The 21,827-nt window shown below is 55.5% G+C and carries 24 protein-coding genes and 1 tRNA gene; 14 read left to right on the top strand and 11 right to left on the bottom strand.

Going from position 1 to position 21,827, the window contains the following annotated elements; translation table 11 throughout:
- Positions 1-47: 47 nt before the first annotated feature.
- From ACKVOS_RS12340 to ACKVOS_RS12330, 3 genes are all read right to left on the bottom strand, one after another.
- Positions 48-1,328: a cytochrome P450 gene (locus ACKVOS_RS12340; protein WP_409212303.1), complete on the bottom strand. Its 1,281-nt coding sequence runs from the start codon at positions 1,326-1,328 to the stop codon at positions 48-50.
- Between the two features lie 91 nt (positions 1,329-1,419).
- Entirely contained in the window at positions 1,420-2,646 is a 1,227-nt protein-coding gene (locus ACKVOS_RS12335) for an ABC transporter permease (protein WP_409212302.1), read from the bottom strand.
- Positions 2,643-3,575 carry an ABC transporter ATP-binding protein gene (locus ACKVOS_RS12330; RefSeq protein ID WP_409212301.1) on the bottom strand — a complete coding sequence of 311 codons (933 nt, stop codon included), beginning with the start codon at positions 3,573-3,575 and terminating at the stop codon, positions 2,643-2,645. Before ACKVOS_RS12330 ends, ACKVOS_RS12335 begins: the two co-directional genes overlap by 4 nt.
- A gap of 49 nt (positions 3,576-3,624) precedes the next feature.
- On the opposite strand from ACKVOS_RS12330, the gene queG reads away from it, so the two are divergent.
- Positions 3,625-4,749: a tRNA epoxyqueuosine(34) reductase QueG gene (queG, locus tag ACKVOS_RS12325; RefSeq protein ID WP_409212300.1), complete on the top strand. Its 1,125-nt coding sequence runs from the start codon at positions 3,625-3,627 to the stop codon at positions 4,747-4,749.
- Between the two features lie 15 nt (positions 4,750-4,764).
- Here the strand turns inward: queG and ACKVOS_RS12320 are convergent, their stop codons facing one another.
- Together ACKVOS_RS12320 and ACKVOS_RS12315 are read right to left on the bottom strand one after the other, a co-directional pair.
- Positions 4,765-5,118 carry a hypothetical protein gene (locus ACKVOS_RS12320; protein WP_409212299.1) on the bottom strand — a complete coding sequence of 118 codons (354 nt, stop codon included), beginning with the start codon at positions 5,116-5,118 and terminating at the stop codon, positions 4,765-4,767.
- A 5-nt stretch (positions 5,119-5,123) separates the two neighbouring features.
- A complete protein-coding gene (locus ACKVOS_RS12315; protein ID WP_409212298.1) occupies positions 5,124-5,789 on the bottom strand; it encodes an EI24 domain-containing protein in 666 nt (221 codons plus the stop codon).
- A gap of 73 nt (positions 5,790-5,862) precedes the next feature.
- Between ACKVOS_RS12315 and ACKVOS_RS12310 the strand changes: the two genes are divergently transcribed.
- Complete coding sequence (locus tag ACKVOS_RS12310) at positions 5,863-6,858, top strand: adenosine kinase (RefSeq protein ID WP_409212400.1); 996 nt, start codon at positions 5,863-5,865, stop codon at positions 6,856-6,858.
- Here ACKVOS_RS12310 and ACKVOS_RS12305 read toward each other — a convergent pair.
- From ACKVOS_RS12305 to tsaD, 3 genes are read right to left on the bottom strand one after another with little or no spacing between them, the layout of a single operon-like run.
- Positions 6,855-8,351, bottom strand: a complete 1,497-nt coding sequence (locus tag ACKVOS_RS12305) for a lipopolysaccharide biosynthesis protein (protein WP_409212297.1) — start codon at positions 8,349-8,351, stop codon at positions 6,855-6,857. The genes ACKVOS_RS12310 and ACKVOS_RS12305 overlap by 4 nt on opposite strands.
- A gap of 47 nt (positions 8,352-8,398) precedes the next feature.
- Complete coding sequence (locus tag ACKVOS_RS12300) at positions 8,399-9,391, bottom strand: NAD(P)H-dependent glycerol-3-phosphate dehydrogenase (RefSeq protein WP_409212296.1); 993 nt, start codon at positions 9,389-9,391, stop codon at positions 8,399-8,401.
- A complete protein-coding gene (tsaD, locus tag ACKVOS_RS12295; protein WP_409212295.1) occupies positions 9,388-10,422 on the bottom strand; it encodes a tRNA (adenosine(37)-N6)-threonylcarbamoyltransferase complex transferase subunit TsaD in 1,035 nt (344 codons plus the stop codon). Before tsaD ends, ACKVOS_RS12300 begins: the two co-directional genes overlap by 4 nt.
- A gap of 42 nt (positions 10,423-10,464) precedes the next feature.
- Between tsaD and hemC the strand changes: the two genes are divergently transcribed.
- The 10 genes from hemC to ACKVOS_RS12245 all read left to right on the top strand — a co-directional run bounded on the left by hemC (position 10,465) and on the right by ACKVOS_RS12245 (position 18,595).
- The gene (gene hemC / locus ACKVOS_RS12290) at positions 10,465-11,403 is read left to right on the top strand and encodes a hydroxymethylbilane synthase (RefSeq protein WP_409212294.1); all 939 of its coding nucleotides are present in this window, start codon (positions 10,465-10,467) and stop codon (positions 11,401-11,403) included.
- Positions 11,400-12,053, top strand: coding sequence for a uroporphyrinogen-III synthase (locus ACKVOS_RS12285; RefSeq protein ID WP_409212293.1), 654 nt, complete (start codon positions 11,400-11,402; stop codon positions 12,051-12,053). The genes hemC and ACKVOS_RS12285 overlap by 4 nt, the downstream gene beginning before the upstream one ends.
- Before the next feature lie 59 nt (positions 12,054-12,112).
- Positions 12,113-12,940, top strand: coding sequence for a hypothetical protein (locus ACKVOS_RS12280; protein WP_409212292.1), 828 nt, complete (start codon positions 12,113-12,115; stop codon positions 12,938-12,940).
- 48 nt (positions 12,941-12,988) lie between these two features.
- Entirely contained in the window at positions 12,989-13,720 is a 732-nt protein-coding gene (locus tag ACKVOS_RS12275; RefSeq protein ID WP_409212291.1) for an esterase/lipase family protein, read from the top strand.
- A gap of 100 nt (positions 13,721-13,820) precedes the next feature.
- On the top strand, positions 13,821-14,261 hold the full coding sequence (locus tag ACKVOS_RS12270) for a flagella basal body P-ring formation protein FlgA (RefSeq protein ID WP_409212290.1): 441 nt from the start codon (positions 13,821-13,823) through the stop codon (positions 14,259-14,261).
- Between the two features lie 101 nt (positions 14,262-14,362).
- Complete coding sequence (gene flgM, locus ACKVOS_RS12265; RefSeq protein ID WP_409212289.1) at positions 14,363-14,635, top strand: flagellar biosynthesis anti-sigma factor FlgM; 273 nt, start codon at positions 14,363-14,365, stop codon at positions 14,633-14,635.
- 5 nt (positions 14,636-14,640) lie between these two features.
- Positions 14,641-14,934 carry a hypothetical protein gene (locus ACKVOS_RS12260; protein WP_409212288.1) on the top strand — a complete coding sequence of 98 codons (294 nt, stop codon included), beginning with the start codon at positions 14,641-14,643 and terminating at the stop codon, positions 14,932-14,934.
- Positions 14,935-15,001: 67 nt separating this feature from the next.
- Positions 15,002-15,784, top strand: a complete 783-nt coding sequence (locus ACKVOS_RS12255; protein ID WP_409212287.1) for a transglycosylase SLT domain-containing protein — start codon at positions 15,002-15,004, stop codon at positions 15,782-15,784.
- The gene (gene flhA / locus ACKVOS_RS12250; RefSeq protein WP_409212286.1) at positions 15,781-17,895 is read left to right on the top strand and encodes a flagellar biosynthesis protein FlhA; all 2,115 of its coding nucleotides are present in this window, start codon (positions 15,781-15,783) and stop codon (positions 17,893-17,895) included. Before ACKVOS_RS12255 ends, flhA begins: the two co-directional genes overlap by 4 nt.
- Positions 17,882-18,595 (top strand): sigma-70 family RNA polymerase sigma factor, encoded by a 714-nt coding sequence (locus tag ACKVOS_RS12245; protein ID WP_409212285.1) that lies wholly within the window; start codon positions 17,882-17,884, stop codon positions 18,593-18,595. Before flhA ends, ACKVOS_RS12245 begins: the two co-directional genes overlap by 14 nt.
- Before the next feature lie 8 nt (positions 18,596-18,603).
- Here the strand turns inward: ACKVOS_RS12245 and ACKVOS_RS12240 are convergent, their stop codons facing one another.
- A complete protein-coding gene (locus ACKVOS_RS12240) occupies positions 18,604-18,924 on the bottom strand; it encodes a DUF1905 domain-containing protein (protein WP_409212284.1) in 321 nt (106 codons plus the stop codon).
- Positions 18,925-18,940: 16 nt separating this feature from the next.
- Positions 18,941-19,966, bottom strand: coding sequence for a peptidylprolyl isomerase (locus tag ACKVOS_RS12235; RefSeq protein WP_409212283.1), 1,026 nt, complete (start codon positions 19,964-19,966; stop codon positions 18,941-18,943).
- Positions 19,967-20,046: 80 nt separating this feature from the next.
- On the opposite strand from ACKVOS_RS12235, the gene ACKVOS_RS12230 reads away from it, so the two are divergent.
- Together ACKVOS_RS12230 and ACKVOS_RS12225 are read left to right on the top strand one after the other, a co-directional pair.
- A tRNA-Ser gene (locus ACKVOS_RS12230) sits at positions 20,047-20,137 on the top strand.
- Positions 20,138-20,295: 158 nt separating this feature from the next.
- Complete coding sequence (locus tag ACKVOS_RS12225; protein WP_409212282.1) at positions 20,296-21,255, top strand: tyrosine-type recombinase/integrase; 960 nt, start codon at positions 20,296-20,298, stop codon at positions 21,253-21,255.
- 3 nt (positions 21,256-21,258) lie between these two features.
- Here the strand turns inward: ACKVOS_RS12225 and ACKVOS_RS12220 are convergent.
- On the bottom strand, positions 21,259-21,827 hold a 569-nt coding region (locus tag ACKVOS_RS12220), incomplete at its 5' end, for an IS3 family transposase (RefSeq protein WP_409212281.1).

Here is a 21,827-nt window from a genome sequence, read left to right as displayed (position 1 = left end):
CTAAATCTGATTACAGATGTAAATACGTGCCAGCACGGCAAAAGGTTTCAATAGGTCGACAATTCCACCATCATCTTGCGATATCCGTGAACAAAGCATCCCGCAACGCGCTCGGGTTCGGCGATCACATTCGGCCGCAAGCGTCGCTTTGCCATTTCTTCGAGCAAGATCCGGATTTGAAGTTCGGCAAGCCGTGCGCCTACGCAGCGGTGGATGCCATAACCAAAGGCCAAATGCCGCCGCGCGTTTTCGCGGTCCACAATCAACTTGTCCGGACTGTCGAAAACGGTCTCGTCTCGGTTGGCGGACAGGTACCACATGCCAATCTTGTCACCGGCTTTGATCGGTGCGCCGAACAGGTCATGGTCACGCAGTGCCGTGCGCCGCATATGGGCAAGCGGTGTCTGCCAACGGATGATTTCGCTAACCGCATTGGGAATGAATTGAGGGTTTTGCTCCAGCTTTTCGCGCTCATCCTGAAACGAATGCAGGCCATAGGCATAGCCGGACATTGAATTACGGGTGGTGTCGTTTCCGCCCACGATCAGAAGGATCAAATTGCCCATATATTCGAACTGGCTCATGTCCTTCATCGGTGAATGGATCATACGGCTGATAAGATCCGGGGCCTCACCCCGGTTTTTTCGTTCTTCCCAAAGACCCTGGAAATAGGCCCCCATTTCGAACAATTTTTCCAGCCTCGCCTTGCGCGTCTCTTCTGTGCGGAACAGTTCGACATCGCCGGCCCAGTCCGACCATTCGGTCAATTTGCGCCGGTCCTGCCAAGGAAAATCGAACAACAACGCCAACATCTGGGTCGTTAGCTCAATCGAAACCAGATCGACCCAGTCGAAGGATTTGCCAATGGGCAATGAATCAAGCAATTCGCCGGTGCGTTGGCGAATATCGAGAGACATCCGTTCCATTTCCCCCGGCGTGAATGCGGGCGCAATTACCCGCCGTTCTTCGGTATGTTTGGGGCGGTCCATCGCGATGAACATTGGCAAGACGATTTTCTGGTCTTCGGGGATGGGGTCACCCATCGACTCATCGTCTACCAATGTGATGCCGCCATGTTCAAAGGACGAAGAGTAAATGTCCGGCAAAGCTTCGACGTGCTGAATTGCTTTTAACGTTGTGACATTCCAGTAACTGCCAAAATCGCTGCCCTCGATTTTGTTAATCGGCGCTTTTTCCCGCATTTCCTTAAAAATCGGATGCCAGCGATCCTCGGTATAAATTTCGGGAAGGGAGACGTCCCAGCGATGCGGAGCCTTGTTGATTTCCCAAGGGAGCGAGTCATTTTCGAAGACGGGTGCAGTGGCCATGTTATAGATTCCTCTCGCCCATGAAACTGCCACTACTGACAGATATGTCAATCCCGTTTCGATATGCAACTTAGCTTAATATGGGCACCGTTCACCCGTTGACGGAAATCAGTCCAAACAATTTGCGCTTGCCTGCGTCTTTGATGCGGCCTGCATTGCCTGATTTCATCACGTTGCGTTTGAACATCCAAACACCAAGCCGCAGCAGTAATATCGCAAAAAACAACTGCCCGATAATGGCCACGGCATGATGCCACAAAGTAGGTTCGAGCGCGGCTCTGCCGATCATTGCAAAGGGCGAACTGAACGGAAAAATCGCGGCAAATTGTTCGACCGGTTGGCCCGTTTTGGTCAAGGCATAGGACGCAAAAAAGAAATTGATCAGTTGCGCCATGGTCACTGGCATCGAAATGGTCTGCACCTCGCGCACGGTTGCGGCCATTGCCCCGATCCCCAGAAACAGCGCGCCAAGCATGAGATACGCCATGATGAAATAGGTAAAGCACAATGTGATGAAAACAGGCCAACCCACCGCTGGCGTTGGGAAATTGGGCAGCCCTTGCGTAACTTGCATCCCGATTCCCCCAATCGTCGTCCACACCAGTATGCCCAAAAGCGCCATCCCGAGCATCGCGAATAATTTGCCCAAAAACACCGATTCCATAGGTATTGAGGCCGCCAATATCTCGATAATCTTGTTCGATTTCTCTTCAACCAGATTGGACAACACCATACCGGCCAGCAACATTGTCAGGAAAAATACCAGAATCTGGCCACCTTGCGCGGTTACCGTCCGCAGCTGCTTGTCACTATTGGCGGTTTCGGCGACGATGTCGGCTTCGGCCTCGGGCAGTTTAATGGCACCCGGGTTTAGCCCATATGCGGCCAGCAGTTCGATGCCGGCACTCTCGCGATTGACTGAACCTTTGGTGCCGGTGACAATTGGCTTAGCCAGCGTACCGGTTACAACGACGCTGAGATTGTCCTCTTTTTTCTTGAGATAATCCTGCGGGTTTTTGCCGTCATCCTGCGCTGCATCGCCGACAATCTTGATTTTTGTGAAATAATTTTCACCCATGTTAACCGACAGGGATTCCCGCGCCTCGATCATTTTCCGGGAATCGGACTGGGTCATGGCAAGACCAACCACAGGTTGCGCAGCTTCGCGGGCAATCTGGCCACCAAGGCTTCCGGCGGCGATACCGACGAGGACCGGAAAGAACGGCCCGAGAAGAAAGAAGATGAAGGCTTTGGAATAAATGATTGCGGTAAAGTCGCGACGGGCGATTACAAAAGCGGCGCGGAGTATCTCTTTCATAGCGTCTCTCCTGTCACAGGTTCATCCATTTCGGCGGCAACCGATTCGCCGGCGATAGCAACAAAGGCATCGTGCAGGCCGGGGCGCTCTATTGATAGCGACTTAATCCCCGCTTTGCCCTCCACAAGGGCCGTAAGCAAAGGTTCTACGCCGGTTTCAGGCAGCGTGAAATGCCACCAATGGCCCTCCGCGCGCGTTTCGGCGGGCAGCGCTTTGCGCCACACACCGTCCAGAGTTTCGGTTTCCAGATGTACTTGCGGACGCAAGCGGTCGCGTGCTTCGGATACCAGGCCGTCGAAACTGATCCTGCCTTTGGCAATAATCGCGATGCGTTCACACAACCGTTCGGCATGGGCGATGACATGGGTCGAAAAAATGATCGTCACACCCTTTTCGGCCTGTGCCCGGATCATCTTTTCAAGCTTGGCCTGGTTGAGTGCATCGAGGCCCGAAAAAGGTTCATCCAATACGATCAGCTTGGGATCATGCACAATGGTACCCATCAACTGGACGGTTTGCGCCATGCCTTTGGATAGCTGCCGTATCTGCCGGTCAGCAGCATAACCCAGTCCTGCCTCCTCCAGCAAAGCACGACCTTTTTCCTTGCCTTCCTTCAGCGATAGGCCACGCAGCGCGCCCATAAACGCAATGGTATCGACAGCGCGCATCGATTGGTACAGGCCACGTTCTTCCGGTAAATAGCCGACATTGCGGGATTGGGTAATGGGACGATCCGATCCGAGCAGGGTTCGGACGCCTTCATCCGGATCGATAATGCCCAATAGGGTTCGCAACATTGTTGTCTTGCCCGCGCCATTAGGGCCCAATATACCATAGATACTGCCGACGGGCACCTTGAGGTCGACGCCATCAACGGCGCGAAATCCGTCGAATTGCTTGACAAGTCCCTGTGCCTCGATTGCATACATATAGAAAACGCGCCCCGGATAAGATTGAGGTGCTGCATAGGGTTGGCGTGTGAAAAGACACAAGACAAATTTGGTTAACGCGTTGAAAGCCCAGGCCGCGCAAGAGGGTTTTGTCGCGATTGGCATCGCGCCTGGCCGTTTGGCGCCTTTGGCAGGCGCGCGCTTGCGTGAATGGCTTGCCGATGGATGTCACGGCGAAATGCTCTGGATGGAAAGTCGCGCCGATCAACGGGCCAGCCCGGAAAGGCTCTGGCCGGAGGTGAAGTCCGTCATCATGCTGGGCATGAGCTATGCTCCCTCCGCCGATCCTTTGGCGCTTGCCGAACAGAAAGATCGCGCGCGCATTTCTGTTTATGCCCAGGGTCGCGACTATCACGACGTTGTTAAAGGCGCGCTGAAGCGACTTGCTGGGTGGCTCGCGCATCGGACGGATGCCGATGTGAAAGTGTTTGTCGACACCGCACCGGTTATGGAAAAGACACTTGCCGAAGCTGCGGGACTTGGCTGGCAGGGAAAGCACAGCAATGTCGTCAGCCGCGTGCATGGCAGTTGGCTTTTTCTGGGGGCAATATACACTACCGCGGAAATCGAACCGGATGAAGCGGGCAAGGGCAATTGCGGTTCATGCCGTGCGTGTCAGGATATCTGCCCGACAGATGCTTTCCCTGAACCTTATAAAGTCGACGCACGGCGGTGTATTTCGTACCTGACGATCGAGCATAAAGGACCAATTGATCGGAAACTTCGACCGCTTATGGGCAACCATATTTATGGTTGTGACGATTGCTTGGCAGTGTGCCCGTGGAATAAATTTGCCAGTGCCGCCGCGGCGAATAAAGCGTTTCTTCCCCGGGCAGAACTGGCGGCCCCTAGACTGGCGGATTTGTTGACCCTCGATGACTCGGCGTTTCGGGCGTTGTTTACAGGGTCGCCTATCAAGCGAATTGGCCGCAACCGTTTTGTGCGTAACGTTCTGATTGCAGCGGGTAATAGCGGTGATAGGTCGCTGCTGCCGCCCGTTATAAAGTTGCTTGAAGATACGGACGAAGTTGTCAGAGGCAGTGCGATCTGGGCTTTGCAGCAGCTATCGCCGCCAGATTTTGAAGCGTTGAAGCTGCGTATGGCGCAACAGGAACACACCCATTCGGTCCGCGATGAATGGGCAGGAAAATAGGCTCGGTTTGCGGCGCTAACGCCGGATGAGCGCCTCGATGCAGGCCGAACGGTCAACCTCGGCTCCGTCGCTTCGCCGCGCATCAACATAAGTCACGATTTCGGTTCCGTTGGGACCATCCGGGTAAAAATAGGCATCAAGTACGCAGGCTTTGCCAATAAATTGTAATTTGCGCCCATAGACTTCGATGATATCGAGCCGGGGTTCGCCAAAAAGGCGCTTCATTGTCGCTACATCTATTCCCATGACCAAATCCAGTCCGCGTTTTTCTAGCGCAGGCCGGGTTAGGAAACTGGAGGCCGGACGTTCTGCACCTATCGGTGTAGATGCAAGACCCACCGCCGCAACATAAATTAAAATTCGAAGCATATAACTCACAGCTTTGCGACACCCGAATGTACCATATGCACGGCCATTGCGGTTATAAGGACCGGCACGAACAGATTTAGCACCGGCACTAACAAACCAATTGTGCCCAAAAGACCAAGCAGCAGGCGAGGTAGTTTGCGGATGGAGCCATGAGTCGGTCCATGCCGGGCGATCAACATATCTTCCAAATCGCGACCAAGAAGCAAGGCGTTGACCAACATGAAAACAAAAGCGGTACCCACGCCGGTGAAAAATAATATCACATAGAGAGGCAGAGCCAGCACATTATAGGCAATCACGCGAATGACCGAACGGACTGCCATTTGTACCCCTGTTGCAAGTCCGGGTCTTTTGCCAATATCTGCAAATTGCGGATAGTAATGGTCTTCGACCGCATCGATAATGTCGTCGGCAAAGACCCATGTAACGGCGATAGCCACAACTCGGAAAAGCAGGATCGCGACCAAAAACGATAGCGCAATGGATAAAAGTGCCGACCATGTTTCTCCATCGGTCAAATTGAGCCAGCCGAATATTGAGGCCATAGCGAACCAGAGGCCAATTCCCAGGACAACAAAAACTCCCAGTGTGAGCGCGATGACTTTTACCAACAGACGGGCGACGCGTGTGTCTGACAGGCTCTGGAAAGACAACATAAGTGCTTGGATCATGGCGACACTCTAAAGCGCTTGCCCGAAATGTCCAATCCCACTAGGGCGCGCCGGACTGTAGACAGGATATATGATGACTGAAATCCGTTTTGACGTACTCGCAATCGGCAATGCTATTGTGGATATTATTGCCGACACTGATGATAATTTTATCAACCAGCAAGGCCTGACCAAAGGCAGTATGCAATTGATTGACGAAGATCGCGCCAAATCGCTTTATGACCATATGGGGCCTGCGCGTGAAATCAGTGGCGGGTCAGCCGCTAACACTTTGGCCGGTCTGGCGCGACTCGGGCACAAGACGGCGTTTATCGGGCAAGTGGCCAATGACCAGTTGGGCGATGTTTTCGCACATGACATTCGTGCCGGTGGCATCCATTTCGATATACCTGCCCGTGATGGAGCTCCTGCAACGGCGTGCTGCTACATTCTGGTCACGCCCGACGCGCAGCGGACCATGAATACGTTTCTGGGTGCTTCGCAATATTTGCCTGCGCGGCTAATCGACAAAAGTTTGATCGAAAGCGCAGCGATCCTGTATCTTGAAGGCTATTTGTGGGATCCCGAAGAACCCCGCGCGGCGATGCGAACCGCGATTGATGTGGCACGTGCCGCCGGCCGAAAAGTGGCGCTGACCCTATCTGATGCCTTTGTCATTTCGCGTCATGGACCTGATTTTATTGCTGAAATGGACGCGGGGCGGATCGATATCCTGTTTGCGAACGAGGTTGAAATTTGCGCGCTCCACGGCAGCGATGATTTCGAAGCTTCTGTCGCGGCGATTGCGGCCAAGGTTCCGTTGCTGGTTTGCACACGCGGAGAACATGGTGCGATTGCCATTGAAAATGGCGTTCGCACGCAGGTGGCAGCTGAACCGGTTGCACATTTGGTCGACACCACAGGTGCAGGCGATTTGTTTGCCGCCGGTGTTTTTGCAGGTATTGCACAGGGGAAACCTATGTCAGAATGTCTGACTATGGGGGCTGTGTGTGCCGCGGAAATCATCTCCCATTATGGCGCACGACCCGAAGCGGATATTGCAGAGCTGGTAAGTAAACGATTGGGTTAATCGACCTGCTTGCGGAACAGTACCCTGTCTTCGGGGCCGAACCCCCATCGCCAGATGATCCAGCTATAAAGCCCTAATATGGCAGGTATTCCGATCGCAAGTTCCACCCATTCGAAACGGGCAGGGACACTGACGATGATGATACCTGTCGCGGCGGCACTGATGACGGCAAAGATCAAAGTGCTGCGCCAGATGCTGATGCCGTGCCCAAGCAAGCGACTTAGAAAACGGGATTTGATGATGGAACCGATGCCTAGGGAGATCATAAGTCCACAGGCCACCGCAGCCGCCTGATAAAGCCCGACATAAGAGGGCTTTATGGGTAGATAAGGAATCATGAGAATAAGCCCCAAGCTGACCAGTGCCTGGACCGACAGCATGGCTATGGAAATAAGCAGATTGCGGTGCCGGGCCATGTAGACGAGCGCCGATTCGCTGACGACTGCAGTGGCAGCGGCGACCTCTGCTGCCAACAGAAATGCCAACGCGCCTGTTCCGCCCACAAATTCCGGCCCAACCAGACCCATGACCGCTTCACCGGGAATACCGAGCGCAAGTGCGATACCGGCTTGCGCAGCGATGATCCAGAAGCCAACCTGACCAACTTGCCGGGCAATTTCGGCATAGTTTTTTGATTTCAGATTGCGGGTGATAACGGGGCTTAGAATGGGGTCGAAACTGGTCTTCAACTTTTGCGGCAAACTCGCAACTTGCTGCGCCACATAATATATCCCGACGACTGCTGGTGAGGCGAAAAGGCCCAATATTGCAAGATCAAGACGTCGGCTGCCCCATTCTGCGGCGTCTGCCGCTGCCAGCGGCATATTGCGGCGGGCAATTGCATAGGATCGCGACAGATTTGGCGTCCATCCCCAGGGCACTCCATAGCTGCGCCACAAAGGCCAGAGCGCGAAGAGAAAAGCGGCAACCAATGATACCACATAAGCAAGTATCAATCCGTCACGGGCCGAATAAAAGTATAATGCACCCGCTGCAATACTGATGGTCCACGGTTCGACTATGGCCCTTGCGCGAACGGTCGACAGGATATCGAAACGATAGGCCAATGCAGCCAGTGCAATATCGGTTGCGACGATCGCAAATATGACAAGCGGCAAAAATCTATCAAGACCGTTGATTATACTATTGGGAAACATAATTTGCGGAATAAAAATCAAAAATGCCGCGCCAAAAGCAGAAGCAACAATGGCGGCACATAATGCATCCGCAACAAGATTGGCGTGTGGCCGATCCCCTTGTGACAAAAGCTCGGCCAAGCCGCGCCGTAAACCCAGCGTCGCCAATTGGGCGACGAATTCGACGATTAAAATGGCATAGGCAAAGCGTCCCAGAGCCTCCGGCCCATAAAGGCGGCCAGCAATAAAAAGGAACGGAATTCTGGCGGCAAGCCGCAAAAGAAAGCCGACGACATTGGTCCGTCCGCCCTTCGCCAGCGCCTGAATATCATCCTCGTCGGTCCGGACTGCGTTCAATATTTCATCCCTGTTGACAACATGCTAGCGCAAACGCTCGCGCGTTACTAGCTTTCGGCCTTCAGGGGGCGCGTTAGGAGCGCGCGCGTGACTTCACCGACCGTCGCCGCACCTTCCAACAATGCACAAACTGCCGCGACAATAGGCATATCGACACCCAGCTCTTGGGCGGATTTAAGCAGAACTGGGGCAGTATACGCGCCTTCTGCAACGGTGCGGCGGTCGGCAAGCAGGTCGGTGGCTGATCGGCCCTGACCGAGCCCGCGACCCAGAGAGAAATTTCGTGAGTTTTCCGAGCTGCAGGTGAGCACCAAATCGCCCAATCCCGACAGGCCGGCCAGCGTATCGGGCCGTGCACCGCGCGCAAGACCGTAGCGTTGTATTTCGGCAAAGCCACGCGCAATGAGCGAAGCACGGGCGTTCAAGCCAAGACCGGCACCATCGACGACACCGCAGCCGATTGCGAGGACATTCTTCACTGCCCCGCCGATTTCGGCACCGGTAACATCATCGGACCAATATGGCCGGAAATGCGGTGTAGCAATTAAACGCATCAACACCGCCCCCATTGCCTGATTGGCGGTTGCAAGGGTGATAGCCGTCGGCTTTCCTGCGGCAACTTCATGGGCAAATGTAGGCCCGGACAACACCGCAACGGGGTTGCCCGGACGTATGTCGGCGGCAATATCCGACATCAGCATTTGCGAATCCGCCTCTATGCCCTTTGCACACAGCAAAAGGGGTGCTTCAGAAGGTGGCAGCGCCGCAAGCGTGGCACGGACATGTTGGGCCGGCGTTACAATTAACAGCGCGCCACATGCACCCATTGCCGCAAGATCGCCTGTCGCATGGATATTGGGTGCCAGCGTAAACCCGCTAAGAAACAGGCTGTTTTCCCGCGTTTCGTTGATCGTATTTACAACATCCTCTTCGCGAGCCCAGATCAGCACCTGCGGGTGAATTTGCGCCATTACAGACGCCAGCGCGGTACCCCAGGCACCACCTCCGATTATGCCTATCGGGTATTTTGGATCGTTCATGCCTTTACTCCTGCACCCCGTGCCGGGGCAGCATCGGGGTCGAGTGGCCAGCGCGGCCGTGCCACAAAATCCAATCCGTCGGTCAACCCGGCGGCAAATCTCTCCGCCCCGGCCCACGCAATCATCGCACCATTATCGGTACATAACCATAAAGGCGGCGCGACAAAGCGCATCGCTCTTGCCGCCGCAAACTCGGATAGCATGTCCCGGATTGCAATATTCGCAGCAACACCGCCGGCCACCACCAAAGCGGGCAGGGGATCGATACGGTCGACCGAATATTGCAACCTGTCTCTGAGACATTCGACGACCGCTTGTTGAAAAGATGCCGCAATATCTTCGGTTCGATAGTGTCCCGTTTCATATGCCCGCAGCACCGCGCTTTTTAACCCAGCAAAGGAGAAATGGGGCTCATCAGCACCTTTCAGCGGGCGCGGCAGCGGTACAACGGCGGCATTACCAATGGCGGCCGCGCGTTCGACGGCGGGGCCGCCTGGGAAACCAAGGCCCAAAATCTTGGCCGTCTTGTCAAACGCTTCACCGACTGCGTCATCAATGGTTGTGGCCAACCGGTTGTAATTGCCGACACCATTGACACGCAGCAACTGGCAATGCCCACCTGATACGAGCAAAAGCAGATACGGAAAATCAAGGTCGGGATCGACAAGGCGTGGAGAAAGTGCGTGACCTTCTAGATGGTTGACGGCGATGAGCGGCTTGCCGGAGGCCATCGCCAGAGCTTTTGCGGTTACCAAGCCCACCATGACGCCACCGATAAGGCCGGGGCCCGCCGTAGCGGCAATGGCGTCGACGTCGTCCAATGCCATGCCGGCATCTGACAATGCGGCCTGCACCAGCGGAGTCATCAATTCGGCATGGGCGCGCGCGGCGATTTCCGGAACAACGCCGCCAAAGGCGCGGTGGTGATCCTCTTGTCCGGCGAGTGCGTGGGCCAATATTGTACGATCTGATTGTACAATTGCAGCCGCGGTTTCATCGCAGCTCGATTCAAGACCCAGAATAATCGCCATTGCGCTTTCCCATAGGTGCCTACCTCGTTATGAACAAGCGGCATGACGGTTGCAAATTACACATCCCACAACCCGTTGCGTATAGGAACGCGCCGCTCGCCTCTCGCTTTGGCTCAAGCCGAAATGGCTGTGTCGGCGCTACAGAGAGCTTATGGCCTCGCGGAAAATGCGGTGGTGCTTGTCCCGATGCTTTCGACCGGGGACAAGATCCAGGATCGGCCGCTCGCAGAAATTGGGGGCAAAGCGCTGTGGACCAAAGAACTGGAGCGCGCGCTGATCGACGATGAGATTGACGTTGCTGTCCATTCAATGAAGGATGTCGAAACGGTCCGCTCGCCCTTGTTCCGGCTCTCGGCGATGCTGCCGCGGGCCGATGTGCACGACCGTTTGATTGGTGCTTCAACATTGGACGATCTTCCGCTCAATGCAAAAATAGGAACTTCAAGTCCCCGCCGGGCGGCACAATTAAAGGCTTTACGGCCTGATTTGGCGACATCGCCTATCCGTGGCAATGTCGCCAGGCGAATGGCGCAGGTCGATGCCGGAGAATTTGACGCAACGCTTTTGGCGGCGGCTGGACTTGATCGCCTAGGACAAAATACTGTTGGAACACGTCTCGCGCTTGAAACCATGCTTCCTGCTGCTGCCCAGGGCGCTATCGGAATCGATCACTTGGCCAGGCGCGAAGATTTGGCAATGTTTTTGCAGGCTGTGAATCACCGCGCGACCTTTGTTGCCGTTACGGCCGAACGTTCATTTCTGGCGGCGTTAAACGGTAATTGCCACTCGCCAGTGGCCGCTTATGCAGTTTGTGATTTCTACAACATCACCTTGCGTGGTGAAATATTGTTAGAAGACGGCAGCGAACGGCAATGCGGATCGATCGAATTTGCCTTGGATGATATACATGGCCCTGCAAAATTGGCGGCGCAGCTGCTGGAAAGATCCAGCGACAGCTTGCGTCAATTGTTCGCACCGTGAAATTGCTTATCGTTCGCCCTCAACCGGGCGCTGATATAACCGCCCATCGCGTTCGCGTGGCGGGACACGAGCCGTTACTCATGCCGCTATTTTCTACCGAGCCTATAGAATGGGAAATACCGGGCGACATGGGATTTGACGGCCTGCTGATTACGAGTGCAAATGCGATCCGCCACGCTGGTGTTAACTCTCGTGCATTGAAACATTTGCCTGTTTTTGCCGTCGGGCAAAATAGTGCGGATTTCGCCCGTTCATTCGGGTTTGAGATAAAATATACCGGTCCGGGCGGCGTCGAACAGCTTTTGGCGGAGATTAACGCGCGCAATTTGCTCTGGCTCGCGGGTGAAGATCGGGCGGTTTTTCAAAAGCCTGTTGATATGGAGATTTGCTGCCGCGTTGTTTACCGAAGCGCGGCCTTGCCAAGCCCTGACACTTTTTCCCAAATGCTCTTACAGACTGACCATGTGCTGCTCCATTCGGCGCGAGCGGCAATGCATTTCGCGCATTTGGTATCACAGCAAGATATTGACAAGAATTCCATTTCGATTGCGGCTCTCTCCGAAAACATTGCTTTGGCGGCGGGTTCGGGGTGGGCCAAAGTGCGTATCGCGTCAAAGCCTTCGGACAGGGAACTCTTGTCTGTGCTCTAAAGGCGCTTTACAAAAAGGCCGGTTAATCCCTAACTGATGGTTGGGACGAAGGGGATTGAATGACCGATACTGCGACGAACGCCGCAACCTCGCGTGGCGGGGTAAAGTTGAAACATATACTGGTCTTGCTGCTTTTTGCATTCGCAGGTGGAGCAGGTGTCAGTTGGTGGCTGGCCGATGAATATGGCTGGTTTGCGAAAGATGAAAAGCGTCCTGTCTTACCGGTAATTTTAGACAAGGCGCGACCAACCAACGTGGCACAAATGGCCGTCGCTCCTGTTATATCGTCGACCGACTCTGCTATTGCTGCGGGTAATATGGCGCGTGCAGAAGGACTTCTGGTCGCATTTGCCGCACGCAGGGCTATAGATAGCGGAGCGCCATTGGGCTATTTGACTGACCAGTTGCGTTTGCGTTTCGGTACGAGCCAACCCGATGCGGTTGTCACGATATTGCAGGCAGCACAGGCACCTGTCACCCTGCCATCCTTGCAAACCGAGCTCTCCGGAATTGAAAATCTCCTGGTGACCGGGATGCGCGATGAGACATTCTGGGTCACGATCCAGCGTGAATTTTCCGAATTGTTTATACTACGCAAGTCCGAATCGCTGTCGCCGGCGCCGACGCAAAGATCGTTGCGTGCCCATGCACTGGTGGAATCCGGGAATCTGAGCGGGGCGATTTTGGAAGTTTCAGCGATGCCTGGGGGCAATTCGGTCGAAGCCCAGGCTTGGCTGGCGCGGGCACGAACCTATGCCGAAACACGAAAAGCTCTGGATATACTCGAAAGAAGCGCTCTTGCAGCGCCTCCGATCCCAGTGCCCGCCTTTCCTGTGACTGCTCCTTCGGTAATGGATGTTCCGACACCAAACCCGGTACCGGAATAAATTTCGTCATAAATCTTTCATAAATCTCCTGCGGCCATATAAGGGGATATGGCTTCCCGATTCTCTGACATTACATTCAACCGCCAGATGGTTGTGGCGCGCACCGGCGGAGCGTCCGTCGCGCCTGCATTCCCATTGTTGGCGCGAGAAGCGCTGTCTTTTGCCTATACCCGGACCAGCGCGGCCTTCGCCTCGACGGTCGACCTGGACGTCGTGGGGAATGGGCGGCCTGTCATGATCGTGCCCGGTTTCATGGCTTCTGACCAGACAACTGCACGTTTGCGCCGGTCGCTGCAGGATGCCGGTTTTGCCGCGCATGGTTGGGGTTTGGGACGCAATAAGGGGATAAAGGCCGATATTTTTGAACGACTCGACAGACGCGTTGCAGAACTCGATATCGATGCGCCGCTGACTCTGGTAGGCTGGAGTCTGGGTGGACTAATCGCGCGCGAATACGCCAAAGTATCGCGCCACAATATTGCAAAAGTCGTGACATTAGGCAGCCCTTTTTCGGGCGATCCTCGGGCCAACAATGCTTGGCGCTTGTATGAATTTGTTGCCGGATACAAAGTGGATAACCCGCCGCTCGACGTAATATTATCGGAAAAGCCGCCCGTTCCAACCTGCGCGTTCTGGTCGCAAAACGACGGCGTCGTCGCCCCCGGTTCTGCCCGCGGGAAAAGTCACGAATCTGATCATCAGATCGAACTTGACTGCACCCATATGGCATTTGTCGCCAGACCGGACGCCATTCGGGCGATCGCCCGCGCTCTGGTATAGTCTTTTTGCCCGAAAGCGGCGCGCAATTCGCCGCAAACAATTCATAAATGGCACGATAATTGCTTCACAGTGAAAATACACATTTTCACAGGAGCCTTTCATGTTTCACCTTTTACTGCTTATGGCCGCGCCGTCAGCTTCGTTTGAAGATCTGAACAGGCTTGATGATCGCATCACGGCTGTATCACCCGACGCAGAACAGGTCGACAAACGGCTAAAGCTGGCCGCGTGCCCGGAAAGCCCGATTATCGCTCCACCTGCGGGAGGTTCGGTCATTGTGCGCTGTCCTGCGCTTGGCTGGCGTCTGCGGGTTCCGGTAAAACCAACTGCACAAAAAGCGGAAACGGCCGAGATTGTGATCCGGAAAGGTGAAATGGTCGAATGTGTTTCAGGCGGACGCGGATTTGCCGTTTCTACTACTATGATAGCGTTAGAGGATGCCGCAGTGGGACAGTCTGTGCGTGTCAAATCCTCGACACATACCGGGGCCGCTTCGATCATGACCGCTGTCGCCACGGCGCGGGGACAGGCTTCTTTCTGAATCGGATTAATCTATTGCTAAACTTTATGGCATGATCGCCGTTTCTGATTCCATACAGGCTGTCGGTTTCCTGACGGCTTATATGGATAAGGAACAGAAACATGGTGGATTCCGTATCATTCGGGCCTGCAAGACTGGCTCCAGGTCTTCGTGCATCGGGCGCTTTGGAAGCTGCACCGAAGCGTGAAAGTGCATTAAAGCCAGCCGCGCCGCATAGCTTGAGCCTCGCAACAGCTTTGGCCCAAAAAGGACCGCCTTTTGATGCCGAAAAAGCGGCATCCTTGAGAGCGGCAATAGCAAGCGGGACATATAAAGTGGATCTGGGCACGATCGCGGATGGTATCATCCGTTTCGGTGGCCAGGATCTGGGTTGAAAAGCATGATGGACGCCGTCATTCATTATCAGGCTGAATTGATAGCTGCTCTCGATTCACAAGACGCCGACGCGATCTTGTCCGCGAGTGGTTCGCTATCGTCTGCTCTTGAACAGCTGCGTCAACAACGACATGTACCTGCTCAAAGCGAGCTCTCGCACGGCCTGAAGCAGGCCGAAGCCGCGCGAATTCGGGTCAAATATCTGACGGCTTGGAACCGACAGAAAATTGACCGGTTGGCCGAATGCCGGGGTTTAGCATCGTCCGCCGTGTATGTAATGCCACAAAAACACACGTAAAAGCGTAAGTTTCGCAAAACTGGCACGGGCATTGCACTTCATCCGGCATGACCAACCGGACCAGTATATGACCAGGCCTATACACGACACAGCGTCACCCCAACGCGTGACAGCGGCGATTGCACAGGCATCCGCCCGCACCGGTGTTGACTTCGACTATTTGATGGATCAGGCGCGGATCGAAAGCGGTATGCGTCCGAATGCGCGTGCCAGCACCTCCAGTGCGACAGGACTTTATCAGTTCACCAAACAAACCTGGTTGGGGACGGTAAAAGAACATGGCGCGGCGCATGGCCTTGAATGGGCGGCCAACGCGATATCCAAAAATTCTGACGGGACATTTTCTGTAGCTGATGGCGATGCACGGTCGGCGATACTTGATTTGCGGAATAATCCTGAAGCGGCGGCGTCTATGGCTGCCGAATTTGCGGCTGATAATGGGCAATATTTGCAAGCCCGGACCGGTGCCAGCCCGGAACCTGTCGATCTTTATCTTGCACATTTTCTGGGCGCTGAGGGCGCTGCAAAATTTCTTGACGCGTATCAGGAAGACCCTGGGCAAAGCGCCGCGCCGCTTTTTGCCGACGCAGCCCGGGCCAACCAATCCATATTCTACCGAGGCGATGGTTCTGCGCGCAGCCTGTCCGAGATACGCCAGAATTTCGCATCAAAACTGGGCAATTCACCCAGCGGTTTTCCAGTGACGCGCGCAAATCACCAGAAAAATGCGATTTCGTCCATGCAGAGCCGGGTTCCGCTGGAAATGGCGACGATGGAACCGATGCCGAAGAAGCTCGACCTCAACTTTGCCCGTAACGCCTATCGCCGCCTGTCGGGTGCTTCGCTATGATGGGGCGGATCAACTTTTCGATCTGGCTTAACACGATAAAGGGCGGCGCGTTGCCGGTGGCGGTGTTGCTGCTGGTCATGTTGATGATCGTGCCCGTTCCGGCGCTGCTGCTGGATGTGGGTTTCATCCTCAACATCATGATTAGCTTGGCCGTTCTTATGGTTGCGATGAACGTTGCAAAGCCATTGGACTTTTCGGCATTCCCAACAGTTTTGCTTTTGGCCACGCTGTTTCGGTTGGCGCTGAATGTTGCTTCGACCCGCGTGGTTCTGGTCGACGGACATACCGGCACGGCCGCCGCGGGCCATGTCATTGAGGCCTTCGGCGCATTGCTGATCGGCGGCGATTACATTGTCGGGTTATTAGTCTTTGCCGTTCTGCTGATTATCAACATGGTCGTGATTACCAAGGGTGCTGGTCGCGTTTCCGAAGTGTCTGCGCGCTTCACCCTCGATGCCTTGCCGGGTAAGCAAATGGCCATCGACGCTGATTTGAACGCCGGGCTTGTTACGCCAGACGAAGCCAAAGCGCGGCGTCAGGAAGTCGCAACCGAAGCCGACTTTTACGGGTCGATGGACGGTGCTTCCAAATTTGTAAAAGGCGATGCGATTGCAGGTCTGTTGATCCTGTTCGTCAATATTTTTGGCGGGTTGCTGCTCGGCGTTGTCAGTCATGACCTAAGCTTTGGCGACGCGGCGGAAATTTATATCAAATTGGCTATTGGTGACGCGTTGGTGGCGCAGGTTCCGGCATTGCTGCTGTCTATCGCTGCTGCTGCGATCGTAACCCGGGTGTCTTCGCCGCTGGATTTGTCAGGACAGATTTCAACACAGTTCGGACATGCCCGGGCTTGGGGGCCGGTGGCGGGTACTTTGACCTTGCTGGGTATGGTCCCGGCCATGCCGCAACTTGTTGTCCTTCCGGCAGCCGCGCTGGCCGGAGGCATTTGGTGGCTGCTTCGTCGCGCAGAAAAATTGCCGCCCCGGCCGGCTGAAACAATTCCAGACGCGACGCCCGGCCACATTATCGAATGGCATGAGATCGCCGAAACCGCTCCGATCACGCTGGAATTGGGCTATTCGCTGGTCAGCCTGGTGGATGAACGCAAAGGCGCACCATTGATGGGCCGGGTAACCGCAATACGCCGCCAGCTTTCGCGTGAATTCGGCTTTGTCGTGCCGATGGTCAAGGTCTCAGATGACCTGTCATTGCCTGGCAATGCCTATCAAATCAAGATTTCAGGTGTGCTGGTTGGCGAAGACAGTGCATGGGCCAACGAACTGCTCGCCCTTGACTCCGGGGATTGTCTGGAAGGCGTTACCGGCCGTGCGGTCAAGGACCCGAGTTTTGGTCTTGATGCGCTGTGGATTGCCGAGCGTGATCGTATTGATGCTGTTGCCGCCGGATATACCGTTGTCGACCCCGCGACTGTAATTGCCACCCATTTGAACCAGCTGGCAACCGCGTCGGCGGCCGAATTGTTCGGTATGGATGACGCGCAGGCTTTGATCGACAATTTGAAGGAAAGTTACCCGCAACTTGCCGCCGGACTGACTCCTGCGCCTTATTCGTTGGCATCGATCACCGCATTATGCCGTGCCTTGCTGGTGGAGCGAGTTCCATTGCGCGACTTCCGCCGGGTTGCCGAAGCGATGGTTGATCTGGCCCCCCGTAATCTGGACGCCACCGATTTGGTCGAGGCGGTCCGTCAACGTTTGGGCGCGCTTATTGTGCAGACCATTGTTCCTGTAAAAATGCCGTTACCCGCCGTCACCTTTGAAGGGGAACTGGAAAGCCTGCTGGTCCAGTCGGTGCAAACCGCACCGTCGGCAAACTGGCCGTTTGAACCCGCACTTGCCCGTCGCATTATCACAGCGGTGGACGAAGCGGTTCAACCGATGCTTGTCGCCGCACGCAGCTTCGCCGTTATCACTTCACCCTTATGCCGTGCTGCGGTTGCCCGATTGCTGCGGGCGCAGTTCAGCGATGTTGCGGTGCTGTCCTTCCTCGAAATTCCCGAAACCAAAAAAGTTGATGTGATCGCCGTCGTCGGCGGAACACCCCGTTTGGCCGATGCCAATCACTATAAAGGAGACCATGATGCTGAATGAAGCACGCGCGGCTTATGCCCGCCCGGACACCACAAGCCCGGCGCGCCTGATCGAGACGCATAGTGCGCTTGTCCGCCGCGTCGCGTGGCATGTGCACAGCCGCATGTCGACCGCGATCGAAGTGGAAGACCTTATCCAGATCGGCTTCATCGCACTTGTGGAGGCCGCCCAGCATTTTGAAGATCGCGGCATCGCTTTTGCCCCTTATGCCTCAACTCGGATACGCGGTGCGATGGTCGACGCATTGCGCCGGGATGCACGCATGGGGCGCGCAGGCATGGCAAACAGGCGCTATCTTGCGGGAATACGGGCAAAGCTCGAACAGGAATATATGCGCCCGCCCAGCGACGCCGAAATGGCCGATGCTGCCGGTCTGGAACCGCAGGCATATTACGCTATGGCGGCTTCGACTCAGGCGGTGGGGCAGGAATCGATCGACGAAAGCTATTCCGACCATGATATGTGGTTTGCCGACTTGGCCGACAGCGCGGACACCGCGCTGGAAAAGGCGCAATTGCGCGAGGCTTTGGTAGCGAACCTTGCCAAGCTGAGCGAGCGTGAGGCGATGATCCTGCAGCTTTACTTTGTCGAAGAACTCAATCTCGACGAAATTGGTGAAACTTTGGGTGTTGGTGCCGCACGTGTTTGCCAGATTAAAAAGGCTGCGCTCGACAAAATGCGGAGTTTGATGATGGATTAGTTTCGATCCTAAACCGCCAACGAAACTTGAACATCATCCCCTGCAACAAGCCCTTCCGATTTCCGGACGGCCGCCTTTACCGGCAACAGCCACCCGCCACTGCCTTTGTCGGGAAAGATGGATGTGTCCCATGACGTATCGCCGATGCACGCCCGTACCTTCATTGCGCCCCAGCCGCGCCGTTGTCCGTTTTCCAGCCGACGCATAAGCGCCAACGCATGAATGGCTTCGGCCGCCTCGCCTTCAATTGTCAAAAAATGCCAGCTTGCGGGGGCCTTGTCACTGCTCCAAAGCCATAGCTTGGAGGTAACCGCATAGGTTTCGGTCACCCTCTATACTCCTTGGCTATTTCACAGGTTTCCGCCGAACGGGCACCGGAATGTTACAGATATCGGTACCGCCCGCCGGACGGATAAAAAACGGATCGCGCCGGTTCGCGCGCGCATTGGCATAAGCGGTAAAACTTGCGCTTTCGGTGGAAAGATATTCGAACGCCGGAACATCATTTGCCGCATTGCCCAGCCGAACCGAAATTATAGGCACCCGCTCTTCATCCTTTTCGTAAAAGCCCAACGCCCCCGTCCCGCGTGGCAGGCTGGAAAGATGCTCGATACCCTCAATCACGCGGCCCACAAGCGCGATATTGCGGTCCAGATGCCGCGGTGCGTGGCCAATGACGGTATAGAGCTCCGCGCCTATGCCGGTATCGGGCGACAGATTTCGGCCCACGCCGACCATTCCGTAGCAATGGACGGGCCAGATTTCGTGGGGAGTCACAGTGATCGATGTGTCGGTCACTACCCGGTTTTTAGAAAGTGCAAGCGGGATGCCGCTTACGAAGGAATAGCTTTGTGAAAAAGAGTCGTAGATATTTGGACCTTCGGGGTAAATGCTCCCGCCATATCGGGGCCCTACTGTAACGGCTTGCGTTACCACATTCCCTTCCCAACGACGCGCTATTGCTCCGGGTACATATTGGGTCGCATATGCACTCTCAGGCACCACCGCCAAACCCTCCGGCAACGCCTTCTTATCGGTCGCATCACCCCATTGCACAACATAATTGTCCTGCACGCGGTTGATGCTTGTGCCGTCCCACCATTTGGCGGTTGCAAGCTTGCGGATATTGCCGATCCAGCCCTGACTGAACGGGGCAGGCATCAACTGGATGACCACACGGCGCGGTTTGCTTTTGGCATCTGGCGCAAGATCCATAACCAACAGGTCGGATGGAGCTATGGCAATCCACTCCTCGGCCTTTGCCGCCGCGACAATTTCACCCGGCGCAGGATAGGTTTTGGCCTCTTGTGCGAATGAAGGAAGCGCCGCGAACAGGGCGGTGCCTGTTGCATAAGTCAGAATTCTTTTCATGGAACGGCTTATGGCAAAACAGTGTGCCTTGCGAAAGCGTAAAGGAGCCGCTAGGGGCGTCGCTTCCCCGAAAGGGATGCGGAGACGTGGCCGAGTGGTCGAAGGCGCTCGCCTGGAAAGTGAGTATACGTCAAAAGCGTATCGAGGGTTCGAATCCCTCCCGCTCCGCCAAGCACATGTTTTGTGCCATCCTGAATCATCCGATGGCACCGAAAAACCGTTGATTTAAGCTGAATTTGGCTCCTTTATCGTCCAGCGACGTCCAGTAGCAGCCGAACTATTATGGGGGCATGCTGGGGGCATCAGGCCGAAGAGAGAGGGGGCATCGGATGTTGACGGATAAAGAGGTGAAGCAGGCCAAGCCAAAGGACAAGCCCTACAAGCTCGGTGACCGCAACGGGCTCCATCTTTACGTTACAACCTCTGGGCATCGAAGCTGGCGATACAAATACCGGATCGCCGGCAAGGAACGTCGAATCGTGTTCGGCACCTACCCGGAAATGAGCCTGGTCGATGCTCGTGAACGGCTGGACGAAACACGAAAACAGATTCGCGACGGTGGCGATCCACAAGTGATTGCCGCCAGGGCAAAGTTGGTCGGTGGCACGTCCTCGTCGAAGAATTTCGAAGCCGTCGCGCGCCAGTGGCATCATCAGCAAATCGATCGCTGGAAACCAGTTCACGCTGACGACGTGATCACGAGCATGGAAAGGGACTTGTTCCCGGACCTTGGAAGCTGGCCGGTCGATCAGATCGACATACCCATGCTTTTAGCCGTCCTGAAAAAAGTCGAGGCTAGGGGTGCGATAGAAACTGCCCACCGCTTACGTCAGCGGGCGCAAGCGGTGTTCAGGTACGCACGCGGGATCGGGATCAACAATATCAACCCCGCTGCTGATATTGGCACCGCGCTAAAATTGGTGCCGAAAAAGCGCCGATGGCCTGCACTGAAGGAGCAATCTCAGATTTGCGCATTGATGGTTTGCGTCGATCAGGCTGGTGCTTCTCCCGTGACGCGTCTCGCTTCCAGGTTTCTCGCGCTCACGGCGCAGCGGCCAGGCATGGTTCGTCACGCTGAATGGCGCGAATTCGAAAACATCGACTGGTCTAACGAGCAGGCGGATATCAGCCGGGCCCTCTGGCACGTTCCCGCGTCCAAAATGAAGCAGGAACTCCACCTTCGCGACAATGAAGAATTCTCCCACAAAATTCCGCTGCCGCCGCAGGCGGTGGAAGTTCTTCGGCTCGTCCGGCAAATTGACCGGCCCCCGCTGAGTGGTCCGTGTTGATTGTTAGTGCATTGTTGCCTCCGTTGCCATTGCCGTCTGGAGGTGTAGCGAAGCGGAACCGGAGGGCGGCAATGGCGGCGAAGCTGTTTCCGGGGCCGGCGGTCGGTAGCCGAGGCTGCTATGGGGGCGGATCGTGTTGTAATGCCGCCGCCAAGCTTCGATCAGTATCTTGGCTTCGGCAAGGCTGTAGAAGATCTCGCCATTTAGCAGTTCGTCACGAAGCGACCCGTTGAAGCTCTCGTTGTAGCCATTCTCCCATGGCGAGCCGGGCGCAATGTAGAGCGTCGTCACGCCGATCTGGGCGAGCCAGACCTGCACGGCCGTGGCGATGAACTCGGCACCATTATCCGACCTGATATGCGCTGGCGGTCCCCGTGCAATGAACAGATCGGCGAGAGCCGCCAGCACGTCTTCATGCTTGAGCTGGCGTGCGACAACAAGCGCCATACATTCCCGGCTCGCCTCATCGATGATGGTGAGGATCCGGAACTTGCGGCCGTCGTGGGTCCGCCCCTCGACAAAGTCATACGCCCAGACATGCCCCGGATATTCCGGCCTGAGCCGGATGCAGG

Origin of the sequence: Sphingorhabdus sp. (genome assembly GCF_046154385.1) — a bacterium.
GTDB lineage: Bacteria > Pseudomonadota > Alphaproteobacteria > Sphingomonadales > Sphingomonadaceae > Sphingorhabdus_B.
This window is presented reverse-complemented; position numbering and strand designations above follow the sequence as displayed.

Excerpts from the sequence above, each read along its gene's own strand:
- ACKVOS_RS12275 (WP_409212291.1), top strand. The coding sequence starts at position 12,989 with ATGGCTTCCCGATTCTCTGACATTACATTCAACCGCCAGATGGTTGTG.
- flhA (WP_409212286.1), top strand. The coding sequence starts at position 15,781 with ATGATGGGGCGGATCAACTTTTCGATCTGGCTTAACACGATAAAGGGC.
- ACKVOS_RS12235 (WP_409212283.1), bottom strand. The coding sequence starts at position 19,966 with ATGAAAAGAATTCTGACTTATGCAACAGGCACCGCCCTGTTCGCGGCG.
- ACKVOS_RS12340 (WP_409212303.1), bottom strand. The coding sequence starts at position 1,328 with ATGGCCACTGCACCCGTCTTCGAAAATGACTCGCTCCCTTGGGAAATC.
- flgM (WP_409212289.1), top strand. The coding sequence starts at position 14,363 with ATGGTGGATTCCGTATCATTCGGGCCTGCAAGACTGGCTCCAGGTCTT.
- ACKVOS_RS12260 (WP_409212288.1), top strand. The coding sequence starts at position 14,641 with ATGATGGACGCCGTCATTCATTATCAGGCTGAATTGATAGCTGCTCTC.
- ACKVOS_RS12245 (WP_409212285.1), top strand. The coding sequence starts at position 17,882 with ATGATGCTGAATGAAGCACGCGCGGCTTATGCCCGCCCGGACACCACA.
- ACKVOS_RS12270 (WP_409212290.1), top strand. The coding sequence starts at position 13,821 with ATGTTTCACCTTTTACTGCTTATGGCCGCGCCGTCAGCTTCGTTTGAA.
- tsaD (WP_409212295.1), bottom strand. The coding sequence starts at position 10,422 with ATGGCGATTATTCTGGGTCTTGAATCGAGCTGCGATGAAACCGCGGCT.
- ACKVOS_RS12320 (WP_409212299.1), bottom strand. The coding sequence starts at position 5,118 with ATGCTTCGAATTTTAATTTATGTTGCGGCGGTGGGTCTTGCATCTACA.
- hemC (WP_409212294.1), top strand. The coding sequence starts at position 10,465 with ATGACGGTTGCAAATTACACATCCCACAACCCGTTGCGTATAGGAACG.
- ACKVOS_RS12310 (WP_409212400.1), top strand. The coding sequence starts at position 5,863 with ATGACTGAAATCCGTTTTGACGTACTCGCAATCGGCAATGCTATTGTG.
- ACKVOS_RS12315 (WP_409212298.1), bottom strand. The coding sequence starts at position 5,789 with ATGATCCAAGCACTTATGTTGTCTTTCCAGAGCCTGTCAGACACACGC.
- ACKVOS_RS12300 (WP_409212296.1), bottom strand. The coding sequence starts at position 9,391 with ATGAACGATCCAAAATACCCGATAGGCATAATCGGAGGTGGTGCCTGG.
- ACKVOS_RS12225 (WP_409212282.1), top strand. The coding sequence starts at position 20,296 with ATGTTGACGGATAAAGAGGTGAAGCAGGCCAAGCCAAAGGACAAGCCC.
- ACKVOS_RS12280 (WP_409212292.1), top strand. The coding sequence starts at position 12,113 with ATGACCGATACTGCGACGAACGCCGCAACCTCGCGTGGCGGGGTAAAG.
- ACKVOS_RS12335 (WP_409212302.1), bottom strand. The coding sequence starts at position 2,646 with ATGAAAGAGATACTCCGCGCCGCTTTTGTAATCGCCCGTCGCGACTTT.
- ACKVOS_RS12255 (WP_409212287.1), top strand. The coding sequence starts at position 15,002 with ATGACCAGGCCTATACACGACACAGCGTCACCCCAACGCGTGACAGCG.
- ACKVOS_RS12330 (WP_409212301.1), bottom strand. The coding sequence starts at position 3,575 with ATGTATGCAATCGAGGCACAGGGACTTGTCAAGCAATTCGACGGATTT.